This is a genomic window from Lentibacillus amyloliquefaciens (assembly GCF_001307805.1).
Classification (GTDB): domain Bacteria; phylum Bacillota; class Bacilli; order Bacillales; family Amphibacillaceae; genus Lentibacillus; species Lentibacillus amyloliquefaciens.
The window spans coordinates 2106603-2122234 of record NZ_CP013862.1 but is presented as its reverse complement, the minus strand read 5'-3'; the positions used below and the strand labels follow the sequence as shown (position 1 = coordinate 2122234).

Below are 15632 nucleotides of genomic sequence, written 5' to 3'. Positions count from 1 at the left end.
TAAAGGAGTGCATTATCTTGAGTGAATATATACTGCAAATGAAAAATATCAGTAAAACTTTTCCAGGCGTTAAAGCATTGGATAATGTTGAATTAGAAGTTAAATATGGAGAAGTACATGCCTTGATTGGTGAAAATGGAGCTGGTAAGTCTACACTTATTAAAATACTGGCAGGCATACACAAACCGGACACAGGTGCCCAATTCATTTTTGAAGAAAATGAAGTTGAAATCAATAAACCTATTGATGCAACTATGAAAGGGATTTCAATAATTTATCAAGACTTGAGTCTATTCCCAAATTTATCAGTAGCAGAAAATATTTATATAGGACAGGATAGTCATAAACGTTCGTGGAGTAAGATGGATTGGAAGAAAATAAAAAATAAAGCAGAAGAAGCATTAGATGAATTGGAAGCAGATATCAATCCAAATACTGCTGTTGAACAGCTTAGTATTGCTCAACAGCAACTAGTTGAGATTGCCAGAGCATTGGCATTTGATTCAAAGTTGATTGTAATGGATGAGCCTACTTCATCATTATCATCTAGTGAAGTCGAGAAACTGTATAAGGTTATTAAAAAATTGAAAAAACGCGGAATATCCATCATTTTCATAAGTCATAAGCTTAAAGAATTATTTGAGGTTTCCAACCGCTTCACAGTATTACGTGATGGTAAGTTTGTGGGATCTTATGATACCAACCAAACGAACGAACAGGAATTGATTAAATTGATGGTTGGGCGAAGTGTTACGTATGAGAAGAATCAATCCGAAAATGAAGTCGGTGAAATAATCTTTAATGTGAACAATCTTTCCAAAAGAGGAAATTTCAAAGATATATCTTTTGAATTGAGAAAAGGGGAAGTTCTTGGGGTTACTGGATTAGTTGGTTCAGGGCGTACCGAATTGGCACAATCCATATTCGGTGTAAATACTCCTGATAGCGGTTATATAGAACTTTTTGGTAAAGAAGTTTCGATAAAAACCTCTGAACAAGCTGTTAAGCATGGAATCGCTTATATACCTGAAGCCAGACAAACTCAAGGACTGGTCTTGGAACAATCCCTTATTAATAATATTTCACTGCCTGTTATCGAAAAATTACGAAATAAATTAAAACTTATTAATCGGAAAAGGGAAGTTGAAATAGCTAATGAATATATTAAAACACTTGATGTTCGTCCTCCTTTGCCAGAATTAAATGCTGAAAAGTTTTCCGGTGGAAATCAGCAAAAAGTTGTAATAGCTAAATGGTTATCTGCAGAACCCCGTGTGATCATTTTTGATGAACCAACAAATGGAATAGATATTGGCGCCAAAAGCGAAATTCATAAACTCATACGTAAATTGGCAAATGATGGAATCGGGGTTATCGTGATTTCTTCTGAATTACCCGAGGTACTAGCTATTAGTGATCGAATACTCATAATGCGTAAAGGGCGTATTTCAGGAGAATTGGGAGTAAAAGAGGCAACGCAAGAAAAAATCATGAATTATTCATTGGAAGGGCCGGGTAATGTGAAAACGAACCAAGGTCGAAATCATTCAGGTGAGGTCAGCCAGGAGGTTTAAGTATGAAATCACTATTAAAACAAAAAGAATTCAGTATTCTTGCCATTATTATTGTAATCAGTATTATTTTATCAATTGTAAGCCCTGCATTCCTTACAATTGGTAATCTGCTGGATGTAGTCGAAGGTAATGTTGTAATGGGAATATTGGCTATTGGGATGACCTTAATAATCATAACAAGTGATATTGATGTTTCGGTTGCAGCCATAACAACCGCGGTTGCTGTTTCAGTCGGTGCTTTATTTGGTTATCTTCCAGATAGTTGGATTTCATTGGTTATAATTTTTCTGATTGCGCCAATTATAGGTTTATTAATAGGATCGGTGAACGGTTTTTTGGTTTCAAAAATCCAAATTCCAGCAATCGTGGTGACATTAGGTACATTGAATATTATTAACGGTCTTGTCCTTTATTTTACAAACGGTCGTTATTTGAATAGCACTAACTTTCCTCAAGCCTTTCTAAGTTTTTCCAATATGGAGATACTTGGTATACCGATTTTAATTTTTGTACTGGCCATTGTGGCAATACTCACTTGGTATATATTAAAACATACATTTATTGGTCGATCAGTCATGGCGATTGGTGGTAACCAGCAGTCTTCAATACGTGTAGGTATCAACTATAAAAAAGCGAAATTATTCGTTTTTGCTTATATGGGATTCTTATGTGGTATTGCTGCAATTGCCCAAACAGCGTATACAAAAGCTGTTGATCCTAATGGTTTATTGGGACTTGAATTGATGGTTATTGCTGCTGTTGTGCTTGGCGGTACAAACATTCATGGAGGCCGGGGGACAGTTCATGGGACACTTTTAGGTGTACTGCTTCTTGCCTTGATGCAAAATGGAATGATATTAGCGCGTATTGATACATTTTGGCAAAATGTGGTGACAGGTGCGATTATTGTATTTGCAGTTTCATATGACCACATTAGTTATAAAAGACAACAAGAAAAACTTGCTAAAATTGAAGTGGAGGCATAGGAGGTAATTAAATGAAACTTTCAAAGGAAAATATTTTAGGTCTGATTGCACTTGGAACCTTTTTACTAATGAGCTTAATTGCCCCCGGTTTTCTTGGGTCAAACAATTTAACTAATTTTTTGTTCCAACTTCCGGAATTCGGTTTGCTTGCTCTAGCTATGATGGTTGTGATTTTAACTGGAGGAATTGATCTTTCCATAACTTATGTTGCAGCTTTGTCAGGTGTAGGAGCTGCTCTGATGTTAACAAATGGTTTTTCAATCCTAACAGCAGTATTAGTTGCCATTCTTTTTGGTGTTGCATGTGGTGCATTCAACGGATTTGTAGTATCTAAAATAGGGGTTCCGGCAATACTTGTCACGCTTGGAACTATGGTGCTGTTTGAGGGTGTAATATTAGCTATAACGAAAGGGAATTCTATTTCTGGTTTTGGTGATACCTATAGTTTGATTGGAAATGGGTACTATTTAGGAGTAATTCCATTATCTTTTTTAATATTTATTTTTTTCGTTATTTTGACTGCGATTCTATTAAATAAGACCAGTTGGGGAAGAAGTATTTATATGTTTGGTAATAATGACGTTGCTACATTATTCTCGGGCATAAAAAACAGTCGAGTGCTTATGAAAGTTTATTTGTATGTTGGTTTGTTGGCAGCAATTTCAGCAATTATTATGACATCCCGCTACAACTCCGTGAAAGTGGACTTGGGCTCCGCATATTTGTTACAAAGTGTTGCTGCTGCAGTTCTTGGAGGAACGAATATACATGGTGGATATGGAAAAGTAATGGGAACAGTATATGCGGTAATTATATTTCAGACAATTTCGAATGGGTTGAATTTGCTGGGTGCACATAGTGCTATTGTAGATGTGTTCATAGGATCAATATTGATAATCGTTCTTACACTTAACTTTTTCTCTGATAAATTCAAAAAGAAAAAAGAGACACAAGCTTCCACTGCTTAGAATATGAAATCGTGGTTCATCAATTTAGAGGGGGTGGTGATTGGAAAAAGGAGGGAATAGAATGAATGAAGTGAAATTTATATCTTAAGGGAAACTTCTAAAGTTTGAGAGAGGAATTCTCGAGATTTAACAATTAAAACTACCTTGATGAGGGGGATCTTTTATGAAAAGAATTACGTTAATTCTACTGTCGGTTATAGTGATAATTGGTATTTTAGCAGGGTGTGTTTCTGAAAGTGATGGAAGTTCAAGTGGGGAAAGTGGAAGTAATGGGGATTCAGGAAATGAGGGTGAAGCAAGCAATGAGAATTCCGGTGATGAAGAGCTATCCATTGCTGTCGTGCCAAAACTTGTAGGTATTCCTTATTTTAATGCATCTGAAACAGGAGCTGAGAAAGCAGGCGAAGAATTGGGTGTTAATGTGCAATATACCGGTCCTACCCAAGCGGATGCTTCCCAACAGGTGCAGGAAATTGAGAACCTGATTTCCCAAGGTGTAGATGCAATTGCAGTAGCTCCAAATGACCCGGCTTCTGTTGATCCCGTACTTCAAAAAGCAAAAGATCAAGGTATTCATGTTATGGACTGGGACACTCCAGCAAATGAAGTCGATTTGTCGGTGAAGCAAGTAGATGACGAAGAGTTCGGACGTCATATGGCTGAAAAACTAGTAGAAGCAATGGGTACAGAGGAAGGTAACATCGCCGTTTTGACTGGTGGTCTGGCTGCAGCAAACTTGAATGCTTGGATTGACGCTGCAAGGGCAGAACTTGATGAAAATTATCCTGGTATTGAAATTGTGACAGAAAAGATACCAACAGATGAAAAACAACAAGTTGCTTATCAAAAGACTCTAGATTTAATTAAGTCATACTCTGATTTGGATGGTATATTAGCTGTTTCTACTCCTGCCCCACTTGGAGCAGCTCAAGCTGTGCAGGAAGAAGGACTTCAAGATGAGATTTCAGTCGTAGGATCTGCTTTACCAGGAGATTCTCAACCGTATCTAGAAGACGGTTCTCTTGATACTGCTGTTTTATGGAATCCTGAAGATCTTGGTTATTTAACTGTTGCACTCGGAAAAATGTTAGCTGAAGGTGAGACACCTAAGGATGGTCAAGAAATTGAAGGTGTTGGTGAAATATCCGTTAAAGACGATGGAAATACAGTAATTATGGGGCCGCCGCAAGATTATACAAAAGAAAATGCAGGTGACTTTGATTTCTAAAATGTCTTGTTGCCCCGAGACTATTTCTTGGGGCAATATCTTTCTTTATCCCTCATAATTGCTCCTCTAACAATGATTATTATATCTTAAGGTGGTTTAAATAATGAAGAAACAGAACTTTCAAATCAAAAATGAAAGGATCCGAGAACAATTTCTGAAGTTGAAGGGAAATTCCCCACACCGTTTCCAGGAAAGATTAAAACTTTCGTGGAGTAACTGGGGATTTGGGCTTGAAACCTTAGAAGAATCCATTTGCAGATTGAAAGAAGCAGGGCTTCAATATATCGAACTGCATGGAAACCATTATGGGGATGATCTTGGTTATAATATTGATCAAACACTTGATTTATTAAGCAAGTACGATATGAAAGTATCAGGAGTTTGCGGTATGTTTTCGAGCGAAAATGATCTCTCCAGCAATATTCCGCAAAAAAGACAGGAAGCTATTAACTACATACAAAGGGAACTGGAATTTACAAATGCGATAGGAGGGGAATATTTACTTGTCGTTCCAGGGGCTGTTGGACGTCCGAATCCTTATGATGAAACGGAATTTGACCGTAGTACACAAACATTAAAAAGTTTAGGTGATTTGTTTAAGAATTATAATATTAAAGCGGCTGTAGAACCGGTGCGTGCAGCTGAGGTAAGCTTTATTCATACAGTTTCAGATGCAAAAAAATATATTGATGCAGTGGACCATCAAGCTATCAGGCATATTAATGGAGATATTTATCATATGCAGTCTGAAGAGTCTCATATAGGGGAAGCCATAATTGAAGCGGGAAGTCAACTAGTTAATCTTCACCTTGCTGATAGTAATAGAGGAGCATTAGGGGAAGGGTTTATGGATATTGATACGATTATAATGGCACTACATATAATTGGTTATAATAAGGGGAATAAATTTTTAACTCCAGAACCCTTAGGTCCGGGTGGGGATCCGTATCCTGCTATGAATGCTAAACCTGATCAAAATAAATTGAAACATTTGGTCCAGCAGACAGTTACTTACTTTAAAGAAAGGGAAGATGAATTACTTAAACTATAAAAATATCAAAAGGGATTTAGCACACCAAATAGGAGGAGCTAAGCTTTGTTAGATGAACTAAAAAAAGAGGTTCTCATGGCAAATCAGACTTTACCAAAGAAAGGTCTAGTCACTCTTACGTGGGGAAATGTAAGTGGTATTGATAAAAATTCTGAATTAGTTGTTATAAAGCCAAGCGGGGTTTCATATGAAGAATTGACTGTGGAAGATTTATCTGTTGTTAACTTAGATGGTGAAGTGATAGAAGGTAAAAAACCATCTTCCGATACACCAACTCATTTATTATTGTATAAACAATTTTCGGAATTAGGCGGCATTGTCCATACTCACTCTCCTTACGCTACAAGCTGGGCTCAAGCTGGGAAGGATATCCCGGCGCTGGGGACTACTCATGCGGATTACTTTTATGGGAGCATTCCCTGTACGAGGCCTATGACCGATGTCGAAATAAATGGAGATTATGAGTTGGAAACAGGCCATGTAATCGTTGAAACATTTAAAGATAAAAGCTATAAGGAAATTCCCAGTGTTTTAGTTCATGGCCATGCTTCTTTTAGCTGGGGCATCAATGTAAATGAAGCTATTAAACATACGATTGTTTTAGAAGAAGTGGCTAAGATGGGAATGTGGACTCAACAGTTAAAAGGTGAAATCCACTCTCTGAATCAAGTGTTACTGGATAAGCATTATTTAAGAAAACATGGTAAAAATGCATATTATGGTCAAAATTAGGAGGGGGATTACTCATGAGTGAAAAGTACACACTTGGAATTGACTTTGGAACGGAGTCGGGTCGAGTTGTGCTGGTATCGCTGGAAGACGGGAAGGAAATTGCCGATCATGTTACCGAATATTCTCATGGTGTTATAGATGAATTTTTACCAGAATCGGGTAAAGGGCTCGGGTTTGATTGGGCCTTGCAACATCCCAATGATTATTTAGATGTACTGAAAAAATCAGTTCCAGCAGTAATAAAGAATTCTGGAGTCCAACCTCAGGATATTATTGGACTTGGTATTGATTTTACAGCGTGCACTATTCTCCCAATAAACCAAAGCGGAACCCCGCTGTGTTTTGATGAAAAATGGAAAAGCAATCCACACAGTTGGGTAAAACTTTGGAAACATCATGCTGCTCAGAGACATGCTAACCAGATTAATGAAATTGCTGAACAAAGAGGTGAAAAGTTTCTTCCCAGGTACGGAGGTAAACTATCATCAGAATGGATGTTAGCTAAAGTTTGGCAAATTTTAGATGAGGCGCCAGAAATATACGAGGAAGCAGATCAATTTATAGAGGCTACCGACTGGGTAACATATCAACTGACTGGCAACTTACTTCGGAATAGCTGTACAGCTGGCTATAAGGCTGTTTGGCATAAAGAAGAGAGTTACCCGAGCAGCGATTTCTTCAAGTCTTTAGATCCACGATTGGAAAATATAACCAAAACCAAGCTTCGTGGGGATGTTGTTCCATTAGGTACATCGGCGGGACAGATTACACAGCAAATGGCAGAATTGACGGGGCTGCACCCAAATACGGCTGTATCTGTTGGGAATGTCGATGCCCATGCTTCTGTACCGGGGGTTGGTGTCGTTACACCTGGAAAAATGGTTATGGCAATGGGAACGTCCATCTGTCATATGGTTCTGGGTGAAAAAGAAGTAGAAGTTGAAGGTATGTGTGGAGTCGTAGAAGATGGTATCATACCTGGATACTATGGGTATGAGGCTGGCCAGTCTGCAGTTGGGGATATATTTGCATGGTATGTTAACCAGGGAGTTCCCTCCTATGTGGAAAAGATGGCAGAGTCTGAGGGGATAAATGTACACCAATGGTTAGAGCGGGAAGCATCTCAGTATAAACCCGGTGAATCAGGATTAATTGCTTTGGATTGGTGGAATGGAAATCGTTCGGTTTTAGTTAATACAGAGCTTAGTGGTATTATATTAGGTGTTACTCTGCAATCAAAACCAGAGGAGATATATCGTGCATTATTAGAGTCAACTGCATTTGGGACACGAAAAATCGTTGACGCTTTTCATGAAAATGGTGTAGAAATAAATGAACTGTACGCATGTGGTGGCTTACCACAAAAAAATAGATTATTGATGCAAATATATGCAGATGTAACTAATCGGACTATCAAAATAGCTGATTCTACACAAACGCCAGCTGTAGGAGCATCTATGTTTGGTGCAGTAGCAGCTGGAGAAGAGAATGGTGGATATAATAATATTGTTGATGCTGCAGAAAATATGGCACGTGTAAAAGAAAAAACTATTGAACCGATTCCAGAGAACGTTGAGGTATATGAAGAACTTTATAAAGAGTATAGTAAATTACATGATTATTTTGGGCGTGGTCAAAACGATGTGATGAGTCGATTAAAGTTTATTAAATCTCAAGCTAATGGATAAAAAGGATCCATCTATTATCAAAGTTAATATAATAAGCAGGATCGGAAAGAAACATCCGATTTCTGTTTATTTTTGTTTAACCAAAACTTTTGTGTGTTTTTGGACATATAAAACAGAAAAGGTCAATTAATTTCAGGGTAACTTTAATAGAATATTAGATTGTAATACATTTTATCCTTATGTATTTATAAAAAGATTTGTGTAATCTAACTAATACTTGTAATTTAATGAAAAATATTTTGTATGAAAAACCTTATTATATTTGTTGACAATCTGCTAACGAAATTCGTCGGCAAGAAGTAAACATAATCATATTTAAACGAAAAACAAATACAAACAATCCTTTGAACTTGCATATTTAGCACATTTAAGTTATAACTAAAATAAATATTCATACAAAACATTCCTTCGGGGCAGGGTGCAATCCCCGACCGACGGTGATGAGGCATAGCCTCAAAGTCCGTGACCCGTGCGGCATAAAGCCAAGCGGTGGACCCGGTGAAACTCCGGGACCGACAGTGACAGTCTGGATGGGAGAAGGAATTTTTTCGGGATCGTTTAATATCGGGCTAAGTATATGCAGCGGGCTTTTTCTCCGTTGCCATATGCTTGGCCGGTTCGACCAAAAAAACGATACGATTTAAATTCTGTCCTTATGCCTCTGAAGCGAATTCAGGGGCTTTTTTAGTGCTTAATTTGAGATAATAAACGGAGTGGGCCTCGCTCGAATCCCACAATGTAAAAGGAGGCGGCAGCCGTGAACGATGAACATTATATGCAATTGGCACTGAACTTGGCTGGATCTGTTTCAGGGCAAACGAGTCCGAACCCTCCGGTAGGCGCTACAGTTGTCAAGAATGGCGAAATCTTAGGAGTGGGTGCGCATTTGAAGGCGGGCGAGCCGCATGCAGAAGTTCATGCGCTCCAAATGGCCGGTGATAAAGCAAAGGGTGCAACAATTTATATCACCCTCGAGCCGTGCAGCCATCATGGCAAAACACCGCCGTGTGCCGATCTGATTATAGAAAAGGGATTAAGCCGGGCGGTTATTGCCATAAAGGATCCGAATGAAAAAGTCGCAGGGCGCGGGATTGAAAAGTTAGAAGCGGCAGGTATCAATGTTGAATTGGGTGTGCTGCAACAAGAGGCAGCAGATGTTAATAAGCATTTTTTCCATTACACCCGGACCAAAACACCTTATGTCACGATGAAATCGGCTGTCAGTCTGGACGGGAAAACAGCAACACATACGGGTGACAGCAAATGGGTGACCGGTGAGGTGGCAAGGCGCGATGTTCACCAGTATCGTCATACGCATGACGCCATTTTGGTTGGAGTAAAAACTGTTATCGCTGATGATCCAAGCCTGACAGCACGTATCCCTAATGGCGGTAAGAATCCGCTGCGCATCATTCTTGACAGTGATCTTCGAACGCCGTTGGATGCAAATGTCCTGAATGACAAGCGAGCTGATACGTGGATTTTTACTGAACAGAATATTACAGAAGAGCAAATCAAGCCTTTTCGGGAAAAGAACGGCGTGAGCATTATTCCGCTTAACTCACTGGATCCCGCAACCGTGCTCAGGCTTTTGGGAGAGAAGAAGATCATGTCATTATTCGTTGAAGGCGGTGCTGCGGTGAACGGTTCGTTTCTGGAAAGCGGGAAAATCAATCGGCTTGTGCAATACATGGCGCCAAAATTGATTGGCGGTAAAGATGCCCCGTCATCCATTGCAGGCGACGGCTTTAACAGCATGAGGGAAACACTGCCGCTTGATATCATAAATATTGAAATGATTGGCGGGGACATTAAAATCATAGCGGAACCGCGAAAGGACGATGCAAATGTTTACGGGAATTATTGAAGAGAAGGGAACTATTAAACAAATACAGCACGTTTCTGAAAAATCAATTCAGATGGCAATCGGATCGTCAAAAGTTCTGGAGGATATTCAAATTGGTGACAGTATTTCGGTCAATGGTATCTGCTTGACCGTAACGGACTTTACGGAAACAAGTTTTCAGGTGGATGTCATGCCGGAAACAATTAAAGCGACTTCCCTTAGGATGCTGGAAGAAGGATCAAATGTGAATCTTGAACGTTCGATACCTGCAAATGGCAGGTTTGGCGGGCATTTTGTTTCCGGTCATGTGGATGGGATAGGCACGATTGTCCGTAAAGAAAAACAGGAAAATGCGATTTATTATGATGTGGAAATTCCGGGTGAACTGGTGATTTATTTCATTATGAAAGGCTCTGTCGCAGTCGATGGTGTCAGTCTGACGGTGTTCGGTATCAGCGAAAGCACGTTTACGATATCACTCATTCCCCATACAGTATCCGAGACGGTTTTGGGTGAGAAAGGTGAAAACGACATCGTGAATATTGAATGTGACATGATCGCTAAACATGTGAAAAATATGATCAGTCAAGAGCACCATGGAATTGATTCAAAAAGCGAAGGAAGTGGACAAAGTGTTTCATACAATCGATGAAGCGATAAACGATTTGAAAGCAGGGAAACCGGTGATTGTGGTTGATGATGAAGACAGGGAAAATGAGGGTGACCTGGTGGCATTATCGGAAAAAACGACACCGGATGTGATCAATTTTATGATTACTCATGGAAAGGGTCTTGTGTGTACATCTATAAAAGGGGATTTAGCCGAGAAACTAAAACTGCCGATGATGACGCCTCAGAGCAGCGATCCGTTCAGAACAGCATTCACGGTCAGTATCGACCACAACGATACAACAACCGGCATAAGCGCAGATGAACGTTCAAAAACAATCCGGGCATTGCTTGAACCGGATGTTAAAGCGGATGATTTTAAGCAGCCCGGCCATGTTTTTCCGCTTATTGCCAAAGATGGCGGCGTTTTAACGCGGCAAGGCCATACTGAAGCTTCGGTCGATCTGGCGGGATTGAGCGGTGCCTCCCCGTCCGGTGTCATATGTGAAATCATCAAAGACGATGGCACAATGGCGCGGGTACCGGATCTACGTAAAATGGCTGACGAATTTGATTTGAAACTGGTCTCAATTGCAGATTTGGTTGCCTACCGCAAGCACCATGAAGTGCATATCACACGTGCTGTCGAAACAACACTGCCGACCGATTTCGGCACGTTTACCGTGTATGGGTACACAAATGATCTGGATGATAAGGAACATATTGCCCTTGTAAAAGGTGACATTCACGAGTCAGAACCGGTGCTGGCCCGGGTCCATTCCGAATGTCTGACAGGAGATGTCTTTGGTTCCCACCGTTGTGATTGCGGACCGCAGCTCTATGAGGCCTTGGATAAAATTAATGCTGCGGGTGCTGGCGTGCTGGTGTACATGCGTCAAGAAGGGCGCGGCATCGGACTGATTAACAAACTGCGCGCCTACCAGCTGCAGGACGCCGGAATGGATACGGTTGAAGCGAATGAACAGCTGGGATTTGCACCGGATATGCGCGAATATGATATCAGCGCTCAGATTTTAAAAGATTTAGGCGCAGAAAAAGTGAAACTGTTGACTAATAATCCCGAAAAAATGCAAGGGCTTCAATCACACGGCATTCAAATCGATGCTCGTGTACCGATTGAGACAGGACCAACGACGGAAAATGAAAGGTACATGCACACGAAACATCAAAAGATGGGACATTTATTCAGTTTTCATAATAACTAAAGGAGATGATCCAATTGGGTAAAACATTTGAAGGCAGCCTTGTCGGTTCAGACTTGAAAATCGGCATTGTTGTGGCGCGGTTTAATGATTTCATTACGAGCAAGCTGCTGGAAGGGGCGGAAGGTACCCTGAAACGGCACGGCGTCAAAGAAGCGAATATTGATATTGCCTGGGTTCCGGGTGCATTTGAGATTCCCGTCGCTGCCGGCAAAATGGCGGCTAAGGATGAATATGATGCTGTTGTAACGCTTGGGGCGGTTATCCGCGGCTCTACACCGCATTTTGATTACGTCTGCAGTGAAGCCGCCAAAGGGGTTTCCAATGCGGCGATTCAGTCCGGCAAACCGGTTATTTTTGGTGTGCTGACGACTGAAACAATCGAACAGGCGATTGAGCGTGCCGGAACAAAGGCTGGGAACAAAGGATCGGAGGCAGCAACTGCAGCGATTGAAACAGCAAATGTTATCCGGGAATTGAATGACTGATTTTCCCGGCAGGACTGGTGCTTTCGTTTTGTAAGCTTAAGTAAGCATTTGATGTTCTTATCAATGTTGATTTAGGTCTGATTGCATCAAAATCAGCTGTTCTCAAATTTCATAATGGCAAAGCAGCCGTCAGTACGATAAACTAGAGATAGAGAATTTTATCCCACATGTAATGGACAGTAATCCGCCCGGGAACGGCGGTTAACTGTCCCTAAATGTCCGATTCATTCATCTAACAATCAGTGGGGGAAAAAACCTCCCACTGATTGAAGATTCACTTTAGGTCTGGGGGCAATCACTATTAAATTTTTAGTTTATCAAATACTTGGATTGGGTGTTATCTGGATCGGGATGGCATTCTTTTTTCAGGAAATGGATCAGTTCAGCAAATTGATATTCTATGCCGCTACGTCATGGTTGCTATTTTTAATTGTTATTTTAATCAAACAGCTGATAAAAAATCATAAGAATGACGATGATTCAACATTAGGAAGGTAATAGTATGCTTACAGTAGAGAATTTATATAAATCATATGGCGACAAAACGTTACTCAATAACATTTCATGTATCATCAAACCAAATGCCAGAATAGGATTGATTGGTGTTAACGGTACCGGGAAGTCAACCTTTTTGAAAGTGCTTGCCGGAATCGATACAGCAGAGAAAGGCACGATTGATCACCCTAAACATTACAAAATCGAATATTTGGCTCAGGAACCTGATTTGGAGGATGACCTGACTGTTATTGAACAGATTTATTATGGAGAAGCCGTCATCATGAAAGTGATGCGAGAATATGAGCAAGTACTGCTTGATTTGCAGCGCAATCCGGAAAACGAGAAGAATCAGGAACGGCTGCTGGTGAAACAGCAGCAGATGGATGAAGTGGAAGCATGGGAAGCTAACACGGCGGCCAAAACAGTCCTAACTAAATTAGGGGTGACTGACTATCATAAACGGGTTGCCGAACTTTCAGGTGGTCAGAGAAAGCGTGTTGCCATCGCAAAAGCGTTAATACAGCCCGCTGATCTTCTGATTCTTGATGAGCCGACAAATCATCTTGATAATGAAACGGTGGACTGGCTGGAAAACTATTTAGCATCTTATAAAGGTGCTTTGTTGCTCGTAACGCATGACCGTTACTTTTTGAATCGGGTCACGAATCAGATTTATGAACTGGATAAAGGGAATCTTTATATTTATGAGGGCAACTATGAAGTATTTCTTGAGAAAAAAGCTGAGCGGGAAGCATTGGAAAAAAGCTATGAAGAAAAGCATCAAAACACGCTGCGCCGTGAACTTGCCTGGCTGAAACGGGGACCGAAAGCACGTGGAACCAAACAAAAAGCACGGGTCGAACGGGCAGAGGAGATGAAAAAGCAAACATTTGATACGACATCCAGGGACGTTTCGTTTGAAGCAGGATCAACCCGGCTTGGAAACAAAGTGCTGGAACTTGAAGGTGTCGAAAAAGGCTATGAAGCAGGTACGCTGATCAGCAACTTTGATTTCATGGTTGTTCCCGGAGACCGGTTAGGCATTGTTGGACCAAATGGTACGGGCAAAACCACCTTGCTGAATATCATGGCCGGCCGAATACACCCTGACAAAGGGGAAGTCGAGATAGGACAAACCGTCAAAATCGGCTATTATACGCAAAATGATGAAGAATTTGATGGTGACAAACGAATTATCGAATACATCCGTGAGACAGCTGAAGTAGTCCATACAAAAAAGGGTGAAGTCATTACAGCAGAGCAAATGCTGGAGAGATTTTTATTCTCACGCCGCCAGCAGTGGAATTATATCCGCAAATTATCGGGCGGGGAGCGGCGACGTCTTTATGTGCTGAAAGTGCTTATGCAGGAACCGAATGTCCTGCTGCTGGATGAGCCGACCAATGATTTGGATACTCAGACGCTCGGGGTGCTTGAGGATTACTTGGATCAATTCCCGGGTGTTGTCATTACAGTATCGCACGACCGGTATTTTCTCGATCGTGTCGTTGATCATATGCTTGTGTTCAAAGAAGATGCCCCCATCGAGCATTTTTACGGCAACTACAGTGAATTGCTTGAGCGGGAGAAGCAGCAGGACAAGCAAACACCTAAATCAGACAAGAAAACGCAGAAAAAACCTGCACCGAAAAAGAAGATGTCATATCATGATAAAATCGAATGGGAAACGATTGAAGATGATATAACCGAGCTGGAAACAAAACTGGAAGAGCTTCAGGAACAAATAGCCGGAGCGGGAAGTGATGCCGGCAAGGTGCAAGACCTTTATAATGAACAGCAGGAAGTAGAAGAAAAACTGGAAGCTAAAATGGAACGCTGGGAAGAGCTTTCCTTAATAGCACAAGAACTTGGTCAATAATCACCGAAGGCTTTTTTCGTAAGTTGCAATCTTTGAGACAATAACCTTACCGAAAAATCATAGGGGAATTTTGCATAACCAGCTGAAATTTTTGAACATACATTGTATTTTCTCCCATTTTATGTTTAATTTATATAGTATTACGGAAAATAAGAGTGGTATAATGTATAAAATTTAAGGAGGCACGAAAATGAAATTATTTCAGGTTAGAAAAGGGCAGTTTGTTTATTACAAAAATGAACTTCACAAAGTATATTCGGTGAAACCGATGTTCAAACAATCTGTACACCTCTATCGTTTGAAAGACATGCAGCAGGATATAACCAGTGCCAATAATATTGAGCCTTGTCGACCGAAACATAACGATTCATTTATTTTCTATGGCCGGCGTTACACGATTGATCAGAATAAAAAACCTGAGCCTGGTGATTATATTTTAATCATTAAACCGGCACCTGACTTTCTTGATCATTATTCACTTAACGAAATTGAAAAAGTAGACAACGTTGAAGATGGAAATGTTGTCACCACACGTGATAATGGTGTCAAGCACAGTGAATATGTCGTCCTGGTCCCGGGCAAGAGTGGGGGCAGTGAGGATATAGCATATTATGACAAAGAGCTTGTCTCGGAGGCTCAGCTTGAAGAAGATGAAACGACAGGTATCATATCCTACAATGACGATTTCGATAAACCTGTTGTCGGCGATATTTATTATGATATGCAAAATGATACAAAAGCGATGATTGTGGCAATGACTGACGAGGAAGCGTATCTGGGGCATAATGTCAAAGTCCATATGAAAGAACTGGTGAATGAAGATAAATACAGATTGATTTATCGTTTTGAAGAAGGATTTTAA

14 protein-coding genes and 1 riboswitch are annotated in these 15632 nt (G+C 40.5%); all 14 genes read left to right on the top strand.

What is annotated here, in order from left to right:
- Window positions 1-17 precede the first annotated feature (17 nt).
- The 14 genes from AOX59_RS10610 to AOX59_RS10545 all read left to right on the top strand — a co-directional run bounded on the left by AOX59_RS10610 (window position 18) and on the right by AOX59_RS10545 (window position 15632).
- Window positions 18-1574, top strand: a complete 1557-nt coding sequence (locus AOX59_RS10610) for a sugar ABC transporter ATP-binding protein (protein ID WP_156418682.1) — start codon at window positions 18-20, stop codon at window positions 1572-1574.
- Between the two features lie 2 nt (window positions 1575-1576).
- Window positions 1577-2560 carry an ABC transporter permease gene (locus AOX59_RS10605; RefSeq protein ID WP_068445390.1) on the top strand — a complete coding sequence of 328 codons (984 nt, stop codon included), beginning with the start codon at window positions 1577-1579 and terminating at the stop codon, window positions 2558-2560.
- Window positions 2561-2571: 11 nt separating this feature from the next.
- Window positions 2572-3528 carry an ABC transporter permease gene (locus tag AOX59_RS10600; protein ID WP_068445388.1) on the top strand — a complete coding sequence of 319 codons (957 nt, stop codon included), beginning with the start codon at window positions 2572-2574 and terminating at the stop codon, window positions 3526-3528.
- Window positions 3529-3691: 163 nt separating this feature from the next.
- Window positions 3692-4756 carry an autoinducer 2 ABC transporter substrate-binding protein gene (locus AOX59_RS10595; RefSeq protein ID WP_068445386.1) on the top strand — a complete coding sequence of 355 codons (1065 nt, stop codon included), beginning with the start codon at window positions 3692-3694 and terminating at the stop codon, window positions 4754-4756.
- A gap of 103 nt (window positions 4757-4859) precedes the next feature.
- Window positions 4860-5807, top strand: coding sequence for a sugar phosphate isomerase/epimerase family protein (locus AOX59_RS10590; RefSeq protein WP_218917899.1), 948 nt, complete (start codon window positions 4860-4862; stop codon window positions 5805-5807).
- Between the two features lie 45 nt (window positions 5808-5852).
- The gene (locus AOX59_RS10585) at window positions 5853-6539 is read left to right on the top strand and encodes an L-ribulose-5-phosphate 4-epimerase (RefSeq protein ID WP_068445382.1); all 687 of its coding nucleotides are present in this window, start codon (window positions 5853-5855) and stop codon (window positions 6537-6539) included.
- 14 nt (window positions 6540-6553) lie between these two features.
- Complete coding sequence (locus AOX59_RS10580) at window positions 6554-8227, top strand: ribulokinase (RefSeq protein ID WP_068445380.1); 1674 nt, start codon at window positions 6554-6556, stop codon at window positions 8225-8227.
- Between the two features lie 400 nt (window positions 8228-8627).
- Window positions 8628-8773, top strand: a riboswitch (FMN riboswitch).
- A 211-nt stretch (window positions 8774-8984) separates the two neighbouring features.
- On the top strand, window positions 8985-10094 hold the full coding sequence (ribD, locus tag AOX59_RS10575; protein ID WP_257720684.1) for a bifunctional diaminohydroxyphosphoribosylaminopyrimidine deaminase/5-amino-6-(5-phosphoribosylamino)uracil reductase RibD: 1110 nt from the start codon (window positions 8985-8987) through the stop codon (window positions 10092-10094).
- Window positions 10075-10725, top strand: coding sequence for a riboflavin synthase (gene ribE, locus AOX59_RS10570; protein WP_068445377.1), 651 nt, complete (start codon window positions 10075-10077; stop codon window positions 10723-10725). The genes ribD and ribE overlap by 20 nt, the downstream gene beginning before the upstream one ends.
- Entirely contained in the window at window positions 10706-11908 is a 1203-nt protein-coding gene (locus AOX59_RS10565; RefSeq protein ID WP_068445375.1) for a bifunctional 3,4-dihydroxy-2-butanone-4-phosphate synthase/GTP cyclohydrolase II, read from the top strand. Before ribE ends, AOX59_RS10565 begins: the two co-directional genes overlap by 20 nt.
- Window positions 11909-11922: 14 nt before the next feature.
- Entirely contained in the window at window positions 11923-12393 is a 471-nt protein-coding gene (ribH, locus tag AOX59_RS10560) for a 6,7-dimethyl-8-ribityllumazine synthase (protein ID WP_068445373.1), read from the top strand.
- A gap of 330 nt (window positions 12394-12723) precedes the next feature.
- Window positions 12724-12891: a hypothetical protein gene (locus tag AOX59_RS20030; protein WP_237049246.1), complete on the top strand. Its 168-nt coding sequence runs from the start codon at window positions 12724-12726 to the stop codon at window positions 12889-12891.
- Window positions 12892-12895: 4 nt separating this feature from the next.
- Window positions 12896-14770, top strand: a complete 1875-nt coding sequence (locus AOX59_RS10550) for an ABC-F family ATP-binding cassette domain-containing protein (RefSeq protein ID WP_068445369.1) — start codon at window positions 12896-12898, stop codon at window positions 14768-14770.
- 190 nt (window positions 14771-14960) lie between these two features.
- Window positions 14961-15632: a hypothetical protein gene (locus tag AOX59_RS10545; RefSeq protein WP_068445367.1), complete on the top strand. Its 672-nt coding sequence runs from the start codon at window positions 14961-14963 to the stop codon at window positions 15630-15632.

Coding starts and splice junctions, on each gene's coding strand:
- AOX59_RS10605 (WP_068445390.1), top strand. CDS start 1,577: ATGAAATCACTATTAAAACAAAAAGAATTCAGTATTCTTGCCATTATT.
- AOX59_RS10600 (WP_068445388.1), top strand. CDS start 2,572: ATGAAACTTTCAAAGGAAAATATTTTAGGTCTGATTGCACTTGGAACC.
- AOX59_RS10595 (WP_068445386.1), top strand. CDS start 3,692: ATGAAAAGAATTACGTTAATTCTACTGTCGGTTATAGTGATAATTGGT.
- AOX59_RS10590 (WP_218917899.1), top strand. CDS start 4,860: ATGAAGAAACAGAACTTTCAAATCAAAAATGAAAGGATCCGAGAACAA.
- AOX59_RS10580 (WP_068445380.1), top strand. CDS start 6,554: ATGAGTGAAAAGTACACACTTGGAATTGACTTTGGAACGGAGTCGGGT.
- ribE (WP_068445377.1), top strand. CDS start 10,075: ATGTTTACGGGAATTATTGAAGAGAAGGGAACTATTAAACAAATACAG.
- AOX59_RS10550 (WP_068445369.1), top strand. CDS start 12,896: ATGCTTACAGTAGAGAATTTATATAAATCATATGGCGACAAAACGTTA.
- AOX59_RS10545 (WP_068445367.1), top strand. CDS start 14,961: ATGAAATTATTTCAGGTTAGAAAAGGGCAGTTTGTTTATTACAAAAAT.